The following is a 21765-nucleotide window of genomic DNA, read 5'->3' on the forward strand; positions in this document are numbered from 1 at the left end:
CGAGAACATACATGAATAACGATTTGATCCCGTATATCATCCGATTCCTCGTAGGACAGGATACGAGTTCCGACCACCTCCTCAATCGGATAGGCTATACTTCTAAGCCCAATGAGATGGCCAAGTATAGCATCGTGATACGTCCTTCCGGTTTCTTCGATGCAGATGTGTACGGCACCGATCGGGCTTATCCTTCTCTGCCGCTGAAAGAGTGGGAGGGCATCCCCCTCCTCTTCGGTGAGCCTACTGAGGAGTTGCTCGAAGAGAGCGACACGTTGGTGATCCATGCCGATATTATTGCCTCTACTTACTTCCTAATCTCGCGATACGAGGAGATGTATAAGCGCAAGGTGCGCGACATTCACGGACGATTCCCCGGGAGAGAGTCCTTATTGTTCCGAGCCGGATTTCTCCACCGACCCATCGTCGATGAGTACGGCGCTGCCTTGCGGTCCAAATTGCGACAGATGGGATGGCGGGTGCGTGAGCCGGAGCCACACTTCTCGATGGTGAACCTCACACATGATATAGACGAACCGTTTGAGTATCGGGGCTGGAGAAGCTTTGCCCGAGCGCTGATCAAAGAGCGCAAATCGCCATTCAAAGCTTTCCGATTGGCCTTCTCCAATCCTGTGAACGATCGTTTCTATACCTTCCCGCGTCTCTTGGATTGGAACAGATCGCTGCGGACTGCGATACCGGATCGTTGTCGAATCATCTTTTTCTTCAAAACGCCCGGCAAGGCGTCGCAAGATGCGCCCAACTATTCGCTCAAGAGAGCACTCTACAGACCGCTCCTCTCTCTCGTGCGCAACAATGGTGTCGAAGTGGGACTCCATAGTAATTATTCGGCTTCGCTCCGACCGGAGCTGATCGCAGAGCAGCGCCGCCTGCTTATGACGGATACGGGGGCAGAGGTGGATGCCAATCGGCACCACTACTTGGCTGCACGCGAACCCGAGGATATGCAGTCGCTCATCTCTGCAGGTATACGCCACGACTATAGTATGGGTTATGCCGATGTGGCAGGCTTCCGACTGGGTACTTCCCGTCCCGTGCGCTTCATTATGCCTTCGACCAGACGATTGACAGAGTTGGTGCTGCACCCCCTCTTGGCGATGGACTGCACGTTGGACAGACCAGAGTATATGGGACTTGATGAGGACTCAGCTCTGCAATTATGTGAGACGCTTATCCGTCATGCGCACCGTCATGGTGGCGAAGTGTCGCTGCTGTGGCACAATGAATACCTCTCGCGTGACGTGCATCCGTGGCATGGCCGTCTGTATCGCAATCTCCTGCGTCTGATACAGTCGATGGAAGAAGAGGATAGGGACGTGTCTTCTGAAAACGAAATTGTTGTCAATTCATGAGGCGGGTACTGATCTTTGCCGATATTTTTCCGCCTGCCTTTGCGCCGAGGGCGGCTTACTTGGTCAAGTATTTGCCGCGTTTCGGTTGGGAGCCGTACATTATCTCTGAACGGATACCTGAGGTTGCCGACCATTCGCATGGCAATGTCTTCGAGGGTTTCTCCTTTGAGGTGCCTGTTGTCAGGGTGGATGTGACCTCTTCAGCCTTGCCTGCAAAAGTGGCGCAACCCGTCCGGATGCTCGGCGAGTTACTCGCAGAGACGAAAGAGAAGCGGTTCTTGAAACGAGCGGAGCAGGCTTTCCCCGATGTGGCGTTCGATGCCGTTCTCTGTATGACGTATCGTAAGTTTCCGCTTGCGGCTGCTTACCGCTATGCTCGTGCGCACCGCTTGCCGTGGATAGCGGATTGTCGCGATATTATCGAGCAGTACAGTAACTATGATTTCTTGCCGCGGGGCCGACGTTTGCCGTTGCCGCTGATGAAACTGCTGCGTAGTCGCTACATCGCTCTGCGCAATCGTTATCTGCGTCGTGCCGATAAGGTGATTTCAGTTTCGCCTTGGCATTGTCGTTTGCTCTCTGTCGTCAATCCTCGTGCTGAACTCATCTACAACGGTTACGATCCCGAACTTTTCTATCCGAGCCAATCGCAGAGCGAGAAGTTTATCATCTCTTATACGGGCAGACTACTCAGCCGAGAGATGCATGACCCTACACTCCTCTTCCAAGCGTTGGCCGGAGGAGCTCTCAAAGAACAGCGCCGAGCAGGCAAAGTGGAGCTACATTGGTATGTGGATGCACACTCGCAATCCATATTGAGACCGCTGATGGAGCAATATGAGCTGACCGATATATGCTGCTTTTTCCCCATGGTGCCGGCAACGCAAGTGGCCTCCATCTTACATCGGAGCAGCGTATTGCTCCAATTGGGCAATACCGAGAAGACCGGTGGTCCGCATGGCATCGTATCGACCAAGCTGTTCGAATCGTTGGCAGTGGAGAAGCCCATCCTCATGGTGAGGAGTGACGAAGCGGTCGTGGCTGAGATGATAGCCGAAGCACGGGCAGGCCTTGCCGCTCGCACAGTTGAGGAGGTGACGGCTTTCCTTGAGGAGCAGTATGCCCATTGGGAAGCAGTGGGTGATACCACGCTGTCGAATCCTAATAGAGCTTTTGTCTCTACCTTTTCACGCGTCGAGCAAGCCGGACAGTTTGCCCGGCTGTTGGAGTCTGTCGTTAGTAGTAAATAGAATTGTTTCATGCAGTATCGTGATTTTATTCCCTTGGTTTTCCCTTCCGAATTGCACACCTTCGTAATTGCAGGCCCTTGCAGTGCAGAAAGCGAGGAACAGGTGATGACCACGGCTCGTAGCTTGAGAGATGAGGCCGGCGTGCGCATCTTCCGTGCCGGATTGTGGAAGCCTCGTACATTGCCTGGCTGTTTCGAAGGAGTAGGAGAGGCGGGTTTGCCTTGGTTGATGCGTGTGCAGGACGAACTGGGTATGCAGGTGGCTACCGAAGTCGCTACCCGAGAGCATGTGGAGTTGGCATTGAAAGCCGGAATCAAGATGCTGTGGTTGGGAGCACGCACCACGTCCAATCCCTTTGCAGTGCAAGAGATAGCCGATACTATTGGGAAGAATGATGCGGTGACTGTATTGGTCAAGAATCCTATCAGTCCCGATCTGGACTTATGGACAGGCGCGCTGGAGCGGCTTCGTCAATCCGGCGTAGAACGCATCGGGGCGGTACATCGGGGTTTTAGCACGTATGCAGCTAAAACTTTTCGCAATCCACCTCATTGGCAGATACCTTTTGACCTGAAAAGACGTTTCCCGTCCTTGACAGTGCTCTGCGATCCGAGTCACATCTCGGGACGAAGGGAATGGATCGAGACGTTGTGCCGACAGGCCATGGAGATGAATTTCGACGGACTGATCGTGGAGTCGCATTGTCGTCCCGACGAAGCATTGAGCGATGCCGCCCAGCAGATCACGCCTCAAACACTCGCTACCATTCTCCATCGGCTGAGTGTCCCCCGTCGTCAGCTCGGGGAGCAGGACGAAGAACTCCTTTCGTGGCGGATGCAAATCGACCAAATAGATGAGGGGATACTGGAGATGCTGGCGCGACGGATGCAGGTGGCTGACCAGATCGGTCGCTTCAAGAAGGAGCACAATATAGCCGTCGTTCAGAGTATGCGATATGAGCAACTACAACGCCATCGGGCTGTGACAGCGCAACTCTTGGGCATGGACGAAGCATTCGTGTCGGAACTATTCAGTCGCATCCACGAGGAATCAGTCCGCTTGCAGACTTTCGACAATTCTTCACCTCAAACTGACGAACCCACACCATGAGTACTCATCGAGTAGTTATCAGTATCGGAAGCAATAGTGCTGCAGATGTCCATGTGCCGGCGGCCATGGATTTGCTCAGACATTCCTATCAAGGGATTCGTTTTTCTACGCCACTGGAGACCGAACCGATTAACTTCCCTTTCCCATCGGGACCCTTTACCAATGTGACGGCAGACTTCTATTCGGACGAATCACCCGAGGCTATATGTCGTAATCTGAAGGATATGGAGTCGCATCTGGGACGCATTCGCACCAAACCATTTGACGGACGAGTCGCGATCGATCTTGATCTGATCATTTGGGATAGCCAAATCATGAAGGATATTGACTATTCCAGACCGTATATCCAAGCCGGACTCAGAGAACTCGGCATCAATATCAACACCCAATTCAATATGATGAAAGAATCAAAGTCAGAAGCATTTTTCCATGCACAGCCCAATAACTGGAATTGTGCACAGTCCATCCAGAAAGGTTTGCAAGAAGTGACCGGCATGACGGATGAAGAAATCGAAGCGCAATATCGCTCCAAAGGCGGAGGACGTGCCGAGGGCGGACTCTGCGGCGCTCTATACGCTGCCAACTGTATCCTTGAAGCCAAGAGTCTGAAGCCCGTCACGCAGGAGTTTGAAGCCTATGCCGGTGCAACGACTTGTCGCGCTCTCAAGGGCGAGCTTAAGTTCCCTTGTATCCAATGTGTTCGACTGGCGGAGAACCTCGCGGAGCAGCGTTTATCTTCCCTGCCGACAGAAGGCTGAATGCCCCTCAGAGACTTGATACTATAAAGCCTAATGCTTGAGTCGCTTTTTGTTGTCGAAGCTTCTATCTCTAACATTTCATTGGAGGCTATTTGGAGCGATTTGTTCTCTGTCATATGTCTTGCTTAAACCTTTTTTCTTCGGTCATAAACGTGGCCTTGTCCTCCTTATGTCTCTTTCCTTGTCTGTTGTTTGACGGGGGATAGTACTCGTTGCCGGGTGAGTAATCTCTATAGTGTGCCCAATCAAGGATAAAAGAAATAAACCTCTTTAAGATCCTGGTTCTCTTGCCCGGACGAGGAGGGGGGGATGCCAAATTCTTGTTTGCAGCCTGTCGGCTAATTGATCGGTGGAAGGGTGATGTCTACTGCCGATTATTTAGAAGTTCAGTTTTGTCCTTAGGTAAGGACAGTTCTGTCCTCAGTTGAGGACAAATCTATCCTTTATAAAGGACAGTTTTGTTCTTTGTATTATTGTCTCTCAGTTGTTACTCTTTCGTCGGGCGGTAAGGGGGCACTTTTGATGCGGTTGCCCTTCCTCTTGTCGTCTTGCGATGCTGAAAAAGAAAAGGCTCGACCGAAATTTTCGGTCGAGCCTTTTGCGCTTTATTGCAAGGTGAAAACCTTATTTCTTGACGATCTTCTGGCTGATAGTGCCGTTGGCCGTCTGCATGACGAGCATATAGTTGCCTGCAGTAAGACCTTGAAGGCTCAGCGTTACTCCGCTTTGGAGACTATCCCAATTGCGCACGAGTCTGCCATCCAGCGTGTAGAGCATAGCCGAAACGACCATGTGTGCATTCTTGATGCTGAGGCGATCTGTTGTGACAGAGGGATAGGCAACGACTGCGTTGCTGTTGTTCTCTATTTGAGCAATGCTGCTGGCAATGCCAGTGCCTTGATAAACCAATTCGAGCTCGTACTCATCGTTAGTCGATCCAGATCCGTCTGTATAAGACGTCGTTGTCGGACCTTGCGTGTCGATGTGCACTCCATTCTTATAAATGCGGATTTCGATTAGCTCAGGGAAGGGAGCAACATTGGTTCCCTTGGCATAGGGTTCCTGAACCAAAGACATGTCAATCTGTGTGGCATCAGTATTCACCACCAAATACTTTATGGCCAGATAGCCAACGAGAGAAGGTATTCCGTAGCCATTAAAAGTGAGTCCGTTATCATACGAAATCTTTTTGCCGGTGATGGTGTATAAGTTGTCAGGACTTTTTACAAAACGAATTGCGCGGTTGTTCTGATATTTATTGGGCATTCTGATACCCGCAAATAGCATCTGACTGGTTTCAATCTTAAAAGGGTTAGTCAAGTTGATTCTTTCCCAATTGCCATTCTGCCAGTCAGAAGGAGTCGTAACCTTCTGCAGAATTCGTTTTTCACCGCTCTTCAGAAAGAGAAAATAAGTGGAATCCGGAGCAGAAGGCATTACCTCTACGGCTACGATAGAAACTTTGTTGGGGTAAGTCCCTGCCATGAACTTGTCGGCAATAACTACTCCTACAGGAGGGTTTGTCGTTTGAGCAGCCTCTGCTGTAACATAAGGAACCGAGAAGACGCGATAGTCGTGATTGGGATCTTCGCCAAATCGAGATACCAGCTGGCTGAGATAAGGAATCTTCCATTGTAGCTCCGCTCCACCGTTGGCTGCAGCAGTAACAGTCGGTTTGATTTTTGTCTGAAGATCGCCGATGGCGAGATCGGCCGGAGTCTTATCTGTTTCGGCGTATGCTTCTGCTCCTTCGAGTATTTCTGGGTAGATGAATCGCGCACTTACTTCGTAGCGGATCATTCCGTATCCGATAACATCTTGACTAATGGGATCAGAATAGGCCAAATCCTTTGTTTTGGTGATATAATCGCCATTTCTGTATATATAGTATTCTACCTGATAGGACGAAGGGTACTCGCCTACAGGAACAGGATGCCAGCTCAGATCTACTCTGTCGCCACGATATTGTGCAAGAACGAGAGGAACAGATGGCAGCGGTTTATAGTTCTCTCGATAGGTTCCAGCGAGAGAAGTTGTTTGCCCGTTATTCTGAGGATCAAGGTAGATATCCATACGGCTGGAGTTGCCTCCGGAAGCATATTTGTTCCAATGGACATGCAAGCGACCATAGAACTCCGTTCCGCCACAGCCACCCGCTCCACCGGTCAGTGTACCTACAACCAGTTTATTCTGGTTAAAGAGAGAAGACCCTGACGATCCGCCCTCAGTACCACCAATGTCATATCTGAAGTAAAAGTGATCATTCGTTCCGCCGACTGCGTTTGTAGTGATCCAAGTGCTCAGAGTCGGAGCCTTCTTTAAGATAGAAACTTTCATCGCATCGCCTGCCGGATGGTGGATACCGGCACCGCTTGTTAGAATGTCAGCCGAGCTGTCCCATCCATTATAATAGACGCGATAGCGCAGAGGAATTTGATCTGTAAGTTGCAGAAGTAGACCATCTGACTGTCCGGCGATGGGGAGGAATGCTTTCATAGTAGCACCAATGATGCTCTTCCCTCGGAAGATGGCCAGCGTACCATTGCTACAACCTCTCTTTTCATAATGGAAAGTGAATATCCATTTGTTCAAGTCGTTCTGTGTTGGAGTGAAGTTTGCCGTCCGTGAAGCACAGTGTGCTGCCGAGAGGATAAGAGGCGTGAAATCTCCTTTGGTATTGTTCATCAAGTTGCCAGAACACATCGACATATAGTTCCCTGTCACCATGAGCATCTGCACCACACCATTCTTTTCAGTTTGCCAGTCGGCTCCCTCAGGACAATTGATATTTACCTCGCATGTCGCATCTGACATATCCTCGCCGACGCCATAGTGTTGGTCGGTAATGGGACGGCCACCTACCTTATCAAAGATATAGCCGGCACCAGATATTTTGATATTCGGCAAGGATCCTCCTTTGACGACTTCATAGTCCATGATCAGTTCGCTTCCCAATACCGGTTCAGTTGCGAATGAACCGCTACGTTGGTGAGTTGCATTGGTGTACGCACCCAACACGTTTTCGTGATTGGGAGTGTAAATGTAAAGTTTGCCGCCTTCGGGAATGTTGAAAGTGTCATAGTACAAAGCAACAGCTCTGGCGCCTTCCAGTTTGAATTGAAGACGATAGACATCGACACCTCTTTCTGAAGAGATCAGTTCAGCTTTTGATGCAAAGTCAATGTCAACGGGGATCACTTGTCCGATCTGAGCCGGCCTGCCATCGCGTTGCGCCTGCCAACGACTTTGAGCGATTAGGTCTTCGGGATTGAAATCGGGGATGAGGCGTACGGTCATCGCATTGTCAAAAGAATGCGTGTGAGGTGCCTTCGAGGAGAAGCTTAGTGGCTCTCCTCCAAAAGAAATCTGAGCTGAAGCAGTCAGCGTTGTCACCAAAGCGACCAAAACTGTCAGTCCAATCTGCAGAAATACTCTACGAAATTTGTTCATGTTTTTGTCTATTATATTATTGCTCTTGATTATTTCGACCTACAATGATACGAATTAAATCGATTTTATAGACCTAATATGGCGTTTTGTCCTCTTTGGATGCCCATATATCAAAGCTCTTGATGGCTTCCTCCGCCATCAATTGGATTTGTTGTAGCTCGCGAAGGTGCATAGGCTTGGCCAACTCGTCGTAAATGAACGAATCGTCAAAGTCAATCGCTTGAGCATCAGCTTTGGTATTGCCATAATAGATCTTGTCTATTCGTGCCCAATAGATAGCGCCGAGACACATGGGGCAAGGCTCGCAAGAGGTGTAGATCGTACAGCCGCTGAGATCAAAGTTCTTGAGTACTTGTGCCGCCGCACGGATAGCCGAGACCTCTGCATGCGCAGTCGGGTCGTGTGCTGCTGTCACACGGTTCACTCCTGTAGCGATGATTTGGTCATCTTTGACGATTACAGCACCAAATGGTCCGCCACCCTTAGCCACATTCTCTGTAGCTAAGCGTATTGCTTCGCGCATGAATTCTTCATGCCGCTTGCTCGATTCTCCTTGTTTCATATCTATAGTATATAACAAGATGCCCATCCCAAGGGTTTGACCAAGAGATGGGCATCGAGAACTATTGTGAAACGACTCCTTCTATATAACTCTCAGATTGCTCAAACGGGAGAATAGAATGCAAAGGAGGGACAATCTCTTCTTTATCACTTACCGGCAGCATAACGGAGTGCAAACTCACGTCCTGCATGCAGCGCTTTGAGATTCATATCTACGACCTCTTGTCCTTTACGATTGAAGATCGCTTCAATACCGGCGGCCAGGTAGTCAAATGGAATGTCAATAAAGGGTGAAGCTGCACCGAGCATTACGAAGTTAGAAGCGCGCACATTGCCCACTTCTTCACGAGCTATACCATCCGCATCGATCAAGACATGATGAGGCAGTGATTCTATCTTGGCAATAACTGACTGCTCCTCCGGATAATCCGGAATGTTGATGAAAGGTACCGTATTTGTCACCACGTAGCCATTGGGTTTCAGATAGGGGAGGTAGCGCAACGCTTCCATCGGTTCCACAGAGAGGATGAGATCTGCACCTCCCATCGGAATCAAATCTGAATAGATGGGTGTGTCGGACAAACGCAGGAATGACTGTACATCCCCGCCTCGCTGGCTCATGCCATGCGTTTCAGCCTGCTTCAAATACAAATTGTTAGTCAGGGCAGCCGAACCAATCGCAGCTGCAATGGACAAAATGCCTTGGCCCCCGACGCCGGCCAATATGATATCTGTTTTCATATTATGATTCCTCTTGCTTCAATAATTACTCCGATGTATTTGCTTGTTTGGCCAACTTGGTATCGCGAGCCTGCTTCTGAATACAAACGCGGCGAGGGATAATCACGGACACACCTTGGTAATTGATCTCATCACGGATGAGTGTGCATAGTTCGTCATGCTTCTTGGGCAAAGGACGGAACTCCTTGATATGATCCGGATCCACTCCGATGCCGCGGCAGATGTCAGTGATCTTGCCAAAGCCCGATGAGTGCTGACCACCGGTCATTGAGATCGATTCATTGTCTGAGATGATAATGGTGATGTTCGAGTTTTCGTTCACTGCATCCAACAAACCTGTCATTCCGGAGTGAGTAAACGTAGAGTCTCCGATTACAGCTACAGCGGGGAACAAACCGGCATCGGCTGCACCTTTGGCCATGGTGATAGAAGCCCCCATGTCAACACAAGTGTTAATGGCTTCGTACGGAGGTAAAGCTCCCAATGTGTAGCAACCGATATCTGAGAATACACGGCCATCAGCATACTCCTTCAATACTGTGTTGAGTGCATCATAAACGTCGCGGTGGCTACATCCCTTACACAAGGCGGGTGGACGACCGGCTACGAGTTCGGGTATTGGTGCTCCTTCGACAACGGGGAGGTTGAATGCCTTGGCCACGATGTCGGGCGTCAGCTCACCATCGCGAGGTAGTGTGCCGTCCAGACGACCCTTGATGCGATCCAGTCCGGGGAATCCCTTGAGCATATTCTCAACCACAGGATAGCCATCTTCCAAGACAACGATGTCACCACACTCGTTCAAGAGTCGTTCCATCTGTTTGTGCGGGATGGGGTATTGTGTCACCTTGAGAACGGGATAAGGCACCTGTGCATTGAAAGCCTCCATCAAATAGTTGTATCCGATACCACAAGCCACGATACCCTTAGACTTGTCTGTACCGTCTATGTATTCTGTGTAGGGAGAGTTTTCTGACTCCTTCACAAACTCAGTCTGCTTGTCCAGCAAGATTCTGTATCTCTTCTTGGCGATGCCGGGGAGTAGGACGTACTGACGTTTGTCTTCAGGCAGACGCAGGCCATTCTCTTCGATGGGAGCAGCTCCGACCACACCTGCACGAGAGTGTGCCATACGCGTGGTGATACGCATCAGGACGGGTGTGCCCAGACGTTCCGACAAGTCGAATGCTCGACGTGTCATATCGTAGGCTTCCTGCTGGTTGGAGGGTTCCATTACGGGGATCATCGCAAACTGACCGTACACGCGAGAGTCCTGTTCGTTCTGTGATGAGTGCATCGAGGGATCGTCTGCAGCCACGATCACGAGACCTCCGTTGGCTCCTGTGATAGCTGCATTCATGAAGCAGTCAGCAGCCACGTTCATGCCCACGTGCTTCATACACACGAGCGCACGCTTGCCGGCGTATGACATACCGAGAGCCGACTCCATAGCCGTCTTTTCGTTTGCTGCCCACTCGCGGTGGATGTTTCTCTCCTTGGCGAGACGAGAGTTTTGGATGTGTTCGGTGATTTCCGTAGAGGGGGTACCCGGGTAGGCATATACGCCGGAGATACCAGCGTCAATAGCCGCTTGGGCGATAGCCTCTACTCCCAACAACAATTGTTTTTGCATAATGATATTCCTTTTATTAATGTGATAACTATTTCTATGAGAGCTTACAGCTTGCTACTAAACGTGGCTTTTTACTCAGGATGCTCTCCCCTGAGGATAACAATCGCTTCTTCTGTATCGTTCGTCTTTCGGTCAGAGTTGCTTATAGAAGTTCCCGCTACTGGCCTGGGCACGCGGCATGACCACCATGTCGTTGATGCAGATGTTCTCCGGAAGGGTCAGTGCTGTAGCGATACATTCGGCTATGTCGTTTCCTGTTAGCGGTGTGAATCCTTTGTAAACGGCATCAGCTCTATCTTGGTCGTTGTGGAAGCGCACGAGGGAGAACTCTGTCTCCACCGCTCCCGGGCACACCTGTGTGACCTTGATGCCGTATGGCAGCATATCGATGCGCATAGCCTTGGATAGAGCATCCACTGCGTGTTTCGTAGCGCAATAGACGTTGCCATTGGGATACACTTCCTTGCCGGCGATGGAGCCTATATTGATAATGTGACCATTCTTGCGTGCGATCATTCCCGGACTGATTGTTCGTGTGACGTAGAGCAGGCCTTTGATATTGGTATCAATCATGCGTTCCCAGTCCTCTATGTCCCCCGATTGTATGGGGTCCAGTCCGGCTGCCAGTCCGGCATTATTAACAAGGACTGCGATCTGCTGCCAGTCTTCAGGCAGATTGCCCAGATGGGCTTCCACTTCTTCACGTTTGCGCACATCGAAGCAGAGCGGCAATACTGTTGCGGCATACTCGTTGCGTAGCTCTTCCGCCATCTGTTGCAGACGTTCGGCACGTCGTCCCGTAATGATGAGGTTGTACCCCAGCGAAGCGAGACGTCGCGAAGTGGCAGCACCGATACCCGATGTCGCACCGGTGATTAATGCAATAGGTTTCATTGTCTTGTAAGGTCGTGTCGAAGAATTGTAACCAAAAATTACGTCCCCCAAAGGTAAAAAAAAGACGGTGTGGAAAAGTAATTGTCGCACATAAAAACCGTTTTTACTGGCTTATGACACGCCCGAGCTCGATTTCGTGAACCTTCTCTCAACCTCCTGCTCCTGCTTTAGGGCGAGACGATGCGTCCTGAGACGTTGTTGGTCAGGTGGAATGTGTGTTGCCGATCGGCCACCTTCTCCATTGTGGCGAGCAGGTGGTCGCAGGTTACTTCGTCGGTATTGACCAGGATGTGGCTGTGGTTGTGGAGTGCGTATATGGAGGCGTCACCCTCTGAAGGGTGCCAGCTTTGCATCACGGGAGGCGTCTCCGTCTTGCGCTCTTGCTTGAAGTGGCGGAGGGCGAGTGCCAATTGTGTGCGTCCTTGTATGATTAGATTGATAAGGCCATGTGCCAATGGATTGAGCTTGCCTCGATAGTATTTGTCGAAGAACAGTCCCATCGCTCCGTGAAATGAACGCAGGTATTTGACGTCCGTCACCGAAGAGCTTTCTCCTTTATAGTGGAGGATCGGGGTGGGGTAGTAGAAGTTGTCGTAGCCTCCCTGTACCAGCCGGTAGGAGAGATCTATGTCTTCTCCGTACATGAAGAACCGCTCGTCGAGCAGACCCACCTCGTCCAACGCTTTTCGACGCATCAGCATGAAAGCACCGGCGAGCACTTCCACGTGGTGCACTTCGTCATGGGAGAGGTAGCCGAGGTGGTAGCCGTTGAAGCGGCGCGAACGAGGAAACAGCTTGTTCAGTCCCGACAGTTTGCAGAACGACACCCAAGGCGAGGGAAAACCCCGCTTGCTCTCGGGCAGAAACTGCCCATGAGCATTGAGCATCTTCACTCCCAAGCCTCCTGCATGGGGGTGTGCATCCATAAAGTCCACCACCGTGCGCAACGTGCTCTCTCCGATGAGTGTGTCGGGATTGAGCAGGAGGACGTACTCTCCTGTGCTTATCCGGATGGCTTGGTTGTTCGCCCGCGAAAAACCTATGTTCTCTTCGTTGGCAATAAAATGGACGGTGGGGAATCGACTGCACAGATACTCCACGGACCCGTCTCCCGAATTATTGTCCACGACCCATATATCCATATCCATGCCTTGACCGGATTTTTGTACCGATAGGAGGCATTGTTCCAGAAAGTAGGGCACACGGTAATTGACGATGACGATGGAGAGTTTCACGGGCAGAGTGGCGGTTTCGGTCCCGCATCGGAGCCACACACACCATCTGCCGTTGTGGCAGGACGGGCATATGTGCCGGCTCGGATAGTGGCGGGGCTATACTTACATTATATATACGTAGTGTGGAGCTTACTCCACGATGATGAGGTAATAGTTTTTCTTGCCTTTTTGTGCGAGCAGATAGCGGTCGGCCAGCAATTCGGTGGTCGTCACGGTCTGTTCGGCATCGGCCACTTTTTCTTTGTTCAGGCTCACGCCTCCGGCCTTCACGGTCTTGCGCAGTTCTCCTTTAGAAGGGAAAATGTCTGTGGCATCGGCCAGCAAATCCACGAGTGTGATGCCGTCTGCTACCTTGCTACGCTCCACGTGATATTGGGGGACGCCAGCAAAGACGTCGAGCAGGGTTGCCTCGTCGAGCTTGCGCAGCTGCTCCGTCGTGCTGCGGCCAAAGAGAATCTCGCTGGCTTCTACAGCGGCTTCGTATGCTTCGCGACTATGTACCATGACGGTGATCTCCTCGGCCAATCTCTTCTGCAGGGGACGCAGATGGGGAGCTTCGGCCTGTTGGCGTGCCAGCTCGGCTATTTCCTCTTGGTTGAGGCCCGTGAAAATCTTGATGTACTTCTCTGCATCGGCATCGCTTACGTTCAGCCAAAACTGGTAGAAGGCGTAGGGTGATGTGCGGGCGGGGTCGAGCCAGATGTTGCCACTCTCCGTCTTGCCAAATTTGCCTCCGTCGGCTTTGGTGATAAGGGGGCATGTGAGGGCATAAGCTTCGCCTCCGTCCTTGCGACGTATGAGTTCTGTGCCTGTGGTGATGTTGCCCCACTGATCCGATCCTCCCATCTGTAGTCGGCAACCTTCGTGTCGATAGAGATAGAGGTAGTCATAGCCTTGCAAGAGTTGGTAGGAAAACTCTGTGAAGGACAGTCCCGTATTGCTCTCTGCACTCAGACGTTTCTTCACGGAGTCCTTGGCCATCATGTAGTTTACGGTGATGTGCTTACCGATGTCGCGGATGAATCCGAGGAACGAATAGTCCTTCATCCAGTCGTAGTTGTTCACGAGTTTGGCGGCGTTGGGCGCATCGCTGTCGAAGTCGAGGAACTTGGCCAGTTGCTTACCGATGCAGTTCTGATTGTGTCTCAGCGTCTCCTCGTCCAGGAGTACACGCTCGGCCGACTTCATCGAGGGGTCGCCTATCATCCCTGTGGCTCCTCCTATGAGAGCGATGGGGCGATGGCCGGCGCGCTGGAAGTGCCGTAGCATCATCACGCCCACGAGGTGTCCTATATGCAGAGAGTCCGCCGTGGGGTCGATGCCCACGTAGGCGGAAGTCATTCCCTTGTTCAGCTCTTCTTCGGTACCGGGCATCATGTCGTGGATCATGCCGCGCCAGCGCAGTTCTTCTACAAAGTTCATATGCTTGTCGTGTGTATGTTTAGAGTACGTAATTGCTCGGAGCCGATGCCGTTCTCGGCCGTGCTCCTCGGCCTGCAAATGTACAAATTAAAAGAGGCTATGCCATATAAATCTATGACATAGCCTCTTCAAGAGTTTGCTTTGTTGTCTCACAAGGATTCGAACCTTGACAAACAGGACCAGAATCTGTTGTGCTACCATTACACCATGAGACAGTAGTTAGAAGCCTGTATCGCTTCAGGCACTGCAAATGTATGCCTTATTTGTGAAATGCACAACAGTCGGCAGAGATTTTTTTGTGCACCAGCTCCCTATACCTATATTATATATGCCATGGAGGCATCGATGGGCTCGTTCGAGATTCTTACACCGGAAACAAGAAAGAAGACGCGCCAATACGAAGCAAATACATGCGCGTAATTTTGTTGGAAATGGGGCCATTTCTTTCCGGAATATGCGCCAAATCCAAAATGATTTGGCGCGTCTTTTCTCGTGTTTCTGCCGCGTGTTTTTATTCGTTTTAGGCACCATTCTATGCAAGCGGGTGTCGTGGTTCCGTGATTTCGGTTGCTATACAGGTGGATGAAGGAGCTGGGATATTACCATGATGATATGCAAAGGCAAAAATAATCGCACTGCATTAAACTTTGCTGTCGCTTCTTTTTCTATTCAAAATGTAGGGCGCGTCCGTGTAGATCATTTCGGAGAATGAATGCGGCAGCCCGGACTTTTCTTTTTTTCGTAAAAACTTATGCGTTCGATTTATCAATTACTGTTGTCAATGCTCGTCGCCTCTCTCGGATTCGTTGGGCTTAATGCCCAACAAACCGGAGTGGCGGGGCGAGTGTTGGATGAAGAAGGAAGCCCCATGATTCACGCCAATGTGCAGCTTTTGCAGAGCTCAGGCCAGAGTCAAGCAGTAGGGGTAACCAGTGAAAAAGGATTATTCAACTTGAAAACCAATCAGGGGGGTAATTATACATTACGTGTCACCTACGTGGGTTACATCACACACGAGGAGAAAGTGGAGCTCAAAGCCGGGCAGACTCTCACGCTCAAGGACATCAGCATGAACGAGGATGCACGTATGCTTCAGAGTGTGACGGTGCAAGCTAAGGCGGCCGAGATCGTCGTGCGCAACGACACGCTCGAATTCAATGCCGGATCCTACATGGTCCAGCAAGGGGCTACTCTTGAAGAGTTGATCAAGAAACTGCCGGGAGCAGAGATCGGTACCGATGGCAAGATCACCATCAACGGAAAAGACATCAGTCGGATTTTGGTGGATGGCAAGGAGTTTTTCTCCAAGGATCCTCAGGTGGCTATTAAGAATCTTCCGGCCGATATGGTCAATAAGGTGCAAGTGCTCAACAAACTGAGCGAGCTCTCTCGTATGAGCGGGTTCGATGACGGAGAAGAGGAGACAGTGATCAACCTCACTGTCAAGCCCGAAAAGAAGAAAGGGCTCTTCGGATCCGTACAAGGTGGCTATGGTACGGATGACCGATATATGGCAGGCTTAAACGTCAATCGCTTCGATGGCAACAAGCAATGGACCATTATCGGTGGCGCTAATAACACTAACAATATGGGCTTTAGCGAGATGGGTAGCGAGATGGGCTCCATGTCCTTCATGGGCGGTGGAGGCGGTGATCGTCGATTCTTCGGTAATTCCGGCGGCATCACCTCTTCCTCTATGCTCGGAGCCAACTTCAGTGCGGAGATCACTCCGGAGTTTTCTTCGGGTGGTGACGGACGCTACGGATACAACGATCGTGCCATCGAGACGACTCGACGGGTGGAAAACATCGTAGAAGGTGGCAATACATTCATGGATGAGAACGTATCGGAGCGTTCATTCTCACACAACGGACAAGCACGTCTCAAGTTGGAATGGAAGCCTACCGAGCGCACGGAGTTGATTTTCCAGCCCAACCTCTCTATGTCTAAGGTCAATGGTTTCTATAATGACCTCTATGAGACAGTGAATGCCTCCGGTGCAATGATCAACAACGGTTTCATCAATCAGACGACCACGGGTAATAACTTCCGATTTGACGGCGATCTGGATATCAGCCATAAGCTCAACGATGACGGACGTACGATCAGCGGTTCGATCAGTGGCGGATACACCGATGAGGAAGGTGAAGGCATCTATCAGGCTGCACTCCAGAACGTGGAGACCAATCAGAAGCAGTTTAATGATAATACCAATCTGCAGTACAGACTGCGACTCTCATACGTGGAGCCGTTGGGCAACAACTACTTTGCTCAAGCTGTGCTGAACAGACGCTACTCTCGACGCAATTCGGATCGCGAAGTCTTCGCTCTCGGTGCCGACGGACAGTACTCCGTTTTGGACAATGACTACGGTCTCGCGTACAGCAATGAATTCACCCAATATCGTATCGGTGTGAACATCAAGAAAATTGCCAAGACGTGGGACTACACTGTGGGCTTCAATGTCGATCCCAATCGCACCGTCAGCTACCGCACAGTGGGTGGCGTGGAGCAAGACAAGCTCGCGTTCAATCGTGTGAACTTCTCACCGATGTTCCGCATCAACTACAAGCCTGACAGAACGACTAACCTGAGGGTGGATTATCGTGGTCGTACGATACAGCCATCTATCAACCAGATTGCTCCCGTACAGGACATTACCAATCCGCTTGTTCTCACCCTGGGTAATCCGGATTTGAAACCCAGCTACTCAAATAACTTGATGGCTACATTCCAAAGCTTCAATGCTAAGAATCAGATGGCGTTCAACGTGGGTCTCTTTGGTTACTATACTTTCGACGACATTGTCTCCAATACACATTACGACCCTGCTACGGGTGTCCGCACAACGAGCTTCCGCAATGCTTCTGGCACGTGGATGGGCAATCTGCATAGTTCGCTTTCCGTTCCTTTGCGCAATAGAGCATTCTCGTTTAGGCTCAGCATGTTCAATCAGCTCTACCAAGGACAGAGCTTTATCAACGATGTTAAGAACAAAGCGCTCACCTTCCGTACTCGTGAAAGGTTGACACTTACCTATCGCAACGACTGGTTGGATATGAGTATCGGCGGTATGTTCGGTTTCTACTCGGTGAATAATTCTCTTAGTGCTCAGAGCGATGCACGTACGTACGACTATGGTGGCAATTATCAGGTGGCCATTACATTGCCTTACGGGTTCCGTATCGATAGCGATGTGGAGTATAATACCAATTCGGGCTACAGCTTTGCACTCAATGAGTGGCTGTGGAATGCCTCACTCTCGTACAGCTTCCTCCGTGACAAGGCCGGTACTCTCCGTGTGAAGGGGTATGATATTCTGGCCCAACGCTCCAATATCAGTCGTTCGGCGACTGCCCTTGCGATAGAAGAGAGCATGACCAATACAATCGGACGCTATGTGATGGTAGATTTTATCTACCGCTTCAATATCTTTAGTGGAGGTGGTTCACGTAGCGATTACCAGCGTAGCAACATCGGAGGGCCTCCGTTTGGAGGAAGACGCTTCTGAGTTGTGATAGAATCATGGCAAAAGTGTAAAGAGTTCATATAACAAACGAGGGGGGCGCATCCGTGTGGTGGGCCCCCTTCGTGTTTGAGATTAATTGAGTTCTCTGACTACGGCTAATTGTTCAATGCCGTTCGGCTGACTTGACACCGTTCGTTCCGCGTATTTTACGTAGTAGGATGGAGAGCGTAGAGGTGTCAGGCACTTCGACGGTGAAGAGTCCGTCGAAGAGATTGTCCTTCGAGTTGATGGAGTAAGCGCGGAGTGATACACCTGCTTCTTTGTTGATAACCGACGTTATATTGGTTACGATGGCCAGATTGTCCTGCCCAACGACATGGAGCGTAGCCTCGTAACCGGTCGATCCTTTGCCGCTCCAGCGTGCTTCGATCACGCGATAACCATAGCGACTGAACATATCCGGCGCATTGGGACAGTCCGTGCGATGGATCTTGATGCCACTATTGCTCACAAAACCAAAGACCTGATCGCCATAAATAGGGTTGCAACACTTGCCGAAACTGTACTCTATCCCCGTCATATTTTGGTCTATGACGAGTACATCGCTCTTCCCTCCTTTGGCTGTTTCCTCTTCACGTGGAGGATGTGCGACGAATGAATCTGCGCTTCGTTTGGCCGCACCTTGTCCCGCTTCGCGACGGTGTTCCTCCTCCAGTTCGCCGGCATATAGTTCTAATACTTCCAAGACATCCAGTCTGTCGGCTGCGATTTCCAGATAGAAATCGGTCAGATGCTTGAATCCTTTGCGGCGCACGATGCGTGTAAACACGGCCTCATCGAACGGTAGCTTGCGGTTTTTGAGTCGACGACTTAGCAGTTCTTTGACCACATCTATGCTACTCTCCACCTGCTGACGGATCTGTTGCTTGATCTTGTTGCGCGCTTTTGAGCTCACCACATAAGAGAGCCAGTCCTTCTTGGGGGTCTGTTGTGCGGAAGTGATGATCGAAACAGAGTCGCCGTTCTCCAGTTTATGTTTGAGTGGGACGTTCTTTCCGTTTACGTTTGCTCCCACCGCTTGGCAACCGATGCGCGAGTGGATGGCAAAAGCAAAGTCGAGCACGCTTGCCCCTTGGGGCAGCTTGATGAGTTCTCCCGTGGGTGTGAAGGCGTATATCTCGTCGGTGAAGAGATTCATCTTGAAGTTCTGCACCGTCTCTGAAGTGTCGTCAGACGAATGTTCGCGCGCCTCCAACGTCTCGCGTACGCTGGTGAGAAATTCATCCAGTCCCGTCTCGCTCTTGATTCCCTTGTATTTCCAGTGAGCGGCCAGACCACGCTCTGCCACTTCGTCCATCCTGCGCGTGCGGATCTGCACCTCTACCCACTTGTTCTGCGGCCCCATTACCGTGATGTGCAGGGATTCGTATCCGTTGCTTTTGGGTATGGAGATCCAGTCCTTGAGCCGTTGCGGATTGGGCTGATACATATCCGTGATGATAGAATAGACATGCCAGCATGCCGATCGCTCCTCTTTCTCGGGAACATCCAGAATGATGCGAATGGCAAAGAGGTCATATATGGCTTCGAACTCGATGCCTTGCTTGCGCAGTTTGTTGCGGATGCTGTTGATGCTCTTGGTCCTTCCCTTCATTTCGTAGGAAGTGTTGGGGAGAGCTTCGTCCAGTCTCTGGCGCAGCGGGGTGATGAAGGCCTCTATATAAGCGTCACGGCTCCGCTTTGTCTCGCCCAGCTTGCGTTTGATCATGTCGAAGGTCTGCCTGTCGGTGTACTTCAGACAGAGGTCTTCCATCTCGCTTTTGATGGCGTAGAGACCGAGCCTGTGAGCCAATGGAGCATATAAATAGGAGACCTCCGCGGCCAATGCTGTTCGCTCTTCTGCCGATGCGATGCTCTTGGCATTGCGGAGCAGGAAGGAGCGGTCGGCGATGATGAGCAGGACTACTCGTATATCTTCGGCGATGGAGAGGAGGAAGTGCTCGAAGTTCGTCGTATTGATGGCCGCATTGCGCATATAAATCTCGGAGGTCTTCAGCAGCAGATCGATCAGTCGTGCCACATCTTCTCCCAGCAGCGCCACGATTCGCTCTCGCTGCATCAACCCTTTCATCATGGGGCGATAGAACAACAATGCCCAGATTGACTCTATCCCCAGCCCAATCTCGCGGGTGGCTATGCACGCCACTTCGATGTTACGCATGAAGCCATGCATGCCGTTCTTGTCGCGGTCGAAGCATCCTTCTTCCACGAAGAGGTTCATCAGGTGTCGCACTTCTGCCAAGACTCGCCGATCGGGAGTCAGTGTGCGTAAGAGACAGCTGTAGCATGAGACGAGACGTGCTCGCTCATCGGTCGTATAGAAAGGAGAGGGCTTTGTGGTCATGAATGTGGTCCGGATAGAGAGTTATAGCAGTGGGGCAAAGAGTCGAATGAACGACTCGCTAAATTTCTTGATGCGACTACGCTTGCGCCATCGTTTGAGATCGAGTGGTTCGCTCTGCAACAGATCCTCAAAGAAGATCGCTTCCAAACGCTGCACCGTGGGTTCGTCGTATATGATACCGTTGAATTCGAAGTTGTTCTCCAAGCTCCGGAAGTCCATATTGGTGGAGCCTATCGAAGCCACTTGACCGTCGATCATCATCATCTTGGAGTGGAGGAATCCCTCTTTGTAGAGGTAAATGTGCACACCTGCCTCCAGTAGATCCTCCATGTATGAGAAGGCCGCTATCTGCGGCAGGCGGGCGTCGCTCCGTCTGGGGACGATCAGATGCACCTCGATGCCGGCCAGTGCTGCCGTGATGAGGGCATTGTTCAATCCCTCTGTGGGTAGGAAGTAAGGCGTCTCGATGTAGATGTGCTCGCAAGCACGCTCGATGCAGTAGATGGTTGCCTGCTCGATGGTGCGCCACTGACCCACGGGGCCGGAGCGTACGAGCTGTATTTTCATGCTCTCGTCCGAGTAGGGGAGCGGTTGGTCGGGGTAGTAACCCGAGAGATTGATGACGCGCCGTGAAACCACGTACCAGTCCAGCAGGAAACTGCTCTGCAGGCCTGCTACTACGCTGCCCGTCATGCGGAAGTGCGAGTCGCGCCACATGCCCAGCTTATTGCCGTAGTAGTAGCGGTCGGCAGCATTCATACCTCCCAGATAGCCTATGCGTCCGTCTATTACTGCCACCTTGCGGTGGTTGCGGTAATTGACGCGTCCCGAGAGAAAAGGGAAGAAGACCGGCATGAAAGGATAGACCTCCACACCTCCGTTCCGCAGCCGTCTCCAATACCGTCGCCCCGTTGCCCATGACCCCACGTGGTCGTATATGACGCGTACTTTCACACCTTCTGCCGCTTTGCGTATGAGAAGGTCGGCCATCTGATTGCCCAATCGGTCGTCGGCGATGATGTAGAACTGGATGTGTATGTGGTGGCGAGCCTCTTCGATGTCGCGGAAGAAGCGATCGAACATTTCCTGACCTGTGGTGAAAATGTCGGGTCGGTCGCTTAGCATGACAGGGCTGTCGGCATTGTTGTTGATCAGCTTCATGATGGGATTGAGCTGGATGTTGCTCATCGCCTCCAACTGAACTTCCGGAATGGAGAGGTAGTGCGGCTTGTGCATGATGCACTTGTAGATGCGTCGGCTCACGATGCGTCTTCTGCGCTGGTCCTGCCCGAAGAAGATGTAGATGATCATCCCGAGAACGGGGACGAAGGTCACGACCAGAATCCACGACATGGCTTTCAGCGGATTGCGATTCTCACTGATGATTACGGCACTGACAGCTGCAGCCAAGAGCAGATATAGTACGATCAATAGTGCGGTCATGCGTCGATGGTCGTCTTAGTAC

Annotated in this window: 14 protein-coding genes and 1 tRNA gene; 5 read left to right on the plus strand and 10 right to left on the minus strand. The window is 51.1% G+C overall.

Annotated elements, in window-relative coordinates:
• The first annotated feature begins 11 nt into the window (after positions 1-11).
• The 4 genes from C7382_RS02415 to C7382_RS02430 are packed head-to-tail and all read left to right on the plus strand — an operon-like array spanning position 12 to position 4491.
• Complete coding sequence (locus tag C7382_RS02415) at positions 12-1373, plus strand: DUF7033 domain-containing protein (protein WP_116678722.1); 1362 nt, start codon at positions 12-14, stop codon at positions 1371-1373.
• Entirely contained in the window at positions 1370-2623 is a 1254-nt protein-coding gene (locus C7382_RS02420) for a glycosyltransferase (protein WP_116678723.1), read from the plus strand. Before C7382_RS02415 ends, C7382_RS02420 begins: the two co-directional genes overlap by 4 nt.
• A gap of 9 nt (positions 2624-2632) precedes the next feature.
• A complete protein-coding gene (locus C7382_RS02425; RefSeq protein ID WP_116678724.1) occupies positions 2633-3733 on the plus strand; it encodes a chorismate mutase in 1101 nt (366 codons plus the stop codon).
• On the plus strand, positions 3730-4491 hold the full coding sequence (locus tag C7382_RS02430) for a C-GCAxxG-C-C family (seleno)protein (protein ID WP_116678725.1): 762 nt from the start codon (positions 3730-3732) through the stop codon (positions 4489-4491). Before C7382_RS02425 ends, C7382_RS02430 begins: the two co-directional genes overlap by 4 nt.
• 624 nt (positions 4492-5115) lie before the next feature.
• Here the strand turns inward: C7382_RS02430 and C7382_RS02440 are convergent.
• The 8 genes from C7382_RS02440 to C7382_RS02475 all read right to left on the minus strand — a co-directional run bounded on the left by C7382_RS02440 (position 5116) and on the right by C7382_RS02475 (position 14642).
• Complete coding sequence (locus C7382_RS02440; protein WP_116678727.1) at positions 5116-7941, minus strand: T9SS type A sorting domain-containing protein; 2826 nt, start codon at positions 7939-7941, stop codon at positions 5116-5118.
• A 73-nt stretch (positions 7942-8014) separates the two neighbouring features.
• Positions 8015-8503 (minus strand): nucleoside deaminase, encoded by a 489-nt coding sequence (locus C7382_RS02445; RefSeq protein ID WP_116678778.1) that lies wholly within the window; start codon positions 8501-8503, stop codon positions 8015-8017.
• A 146-nt stretch (positions 8504-8649) separates the two neighbouring features.
• Positions 8650-9243 (minus strand): indolepyruvate oxidoreductase subunit beta, encoded by a 594-nt coding sequence (locus C7382_RS02450; RefSeq protein ID WP_116678728.1) that lies wholly within the window; start codon positions 9241-9243, stop codon positions 8650-8652.
• 25 nt (positions 9244-9268) lie between these two features.
• Positions 9269-10876 carry a thiamine pyrophosphate-dependent enzyme gene (locus C7382_RS02455; protein ID WP_116678729.1) on the minus strand — a complete coding sequence of 536 codons (1608 nt, stop codon included), beginning with the start codon at positions 10874-10876 and terminating at the stop codon, positions 9269-9271.
• A gap of 132 nt (positions 10877-11008) precedes the next feature.
• Positions 11009-11770 carry an SDR family oxidoreductase gene (locus C7382_RS02460; protein WP_116678730.1) on the minus strand — a complete coding sequence of 254 codons (762 nt, stop codon included), beginning with the start codon at positions 11768-11770 and terminating at the stop codon, positions 11009-11011.
• 167 nt (positions 11771-11937) lie between these two features.
• Positions 11938-13005: a glycosyltransferase family 2 protein gene (locus C7382_RS02465; RefSeq protein WP_116678779.1), complete on the minus strand. Its 1068-nt coding sequence runs from the start codon at positions 13003-13005 to the stop codon at positions 11938-11940.
• Between the two features lie 129 nt (positions 13006-13134).
• Positions 13135-14427 (minus strand): tyrosine--tRNA ligase, encoded by a 1293-nt coding sequence (tyrS, locus tag C7382_RS02470; protein ID WP_116678731.1) that lies wholly within the window; start codon positions 14425-14427, stop codon positions 13135-13137.
• Between the two features lie 144 nt (positions 14428-14571).
• Positions 14572-14642 (minus strand) — tRNA-Gln (locus C7382_RS02475).
• Positions 14643-15178: 536 nt separating this feature from the next.
• Here C7382_RS02475 and C7382_RS02480 point away from each other — a divergent pair.
• Positions 15179-17938 (plus strand): TonB-dependent receptor, encoded by a 2760-nt coding sequence (locus tag C7382_RS02480; protein ID WP_243405629.1) that lies wholly within the window; start codon positions 15179-15181, stop codon positions 17936-17938.
• A 121-nt stretch (positions 17939-18059) separates the two neighbouring features.
• Here C7382_RS02480 and C7382_RS02485 read toward each other — a convergent pair whose 3' ends face one another.
• Both C7382_RS02485 and cls read right to left on the minus strand, forming a co-directional pair.
• Complete coding sequence (locus C7382_RS02485; RefSeq protein ID WP_116678733.1) at positions 18060-20300, minus strand: RelA/SpoT family protein; 2241 nt, start codon at positions 20298-20300, stop codon at positions 18060-18062.
• Between the two features lie 21 nt (positions 20301-20321).
• A complete protein-coding gene (gene cls / locus C7382_RS02490; protein ID WP_116678734.1) occupies positions 20322-21743 on the minus strand; it encodes a cardiolipin synthase in 1422 nt (473 codons plus the stop codon).
• Positions 21744-21765: the final 22 nt, after the last annotated feature.

The sequence above is a fragment of the Porphyromonas loveana genome (assembly GCF_003096695.1).
Classification (GTDB): Bacteria; Bacteroidota; Bacteroidia; order Bacteroidales; family Porphyromonadaceae; genus Porphyromonas; species Porphyromonas loveana.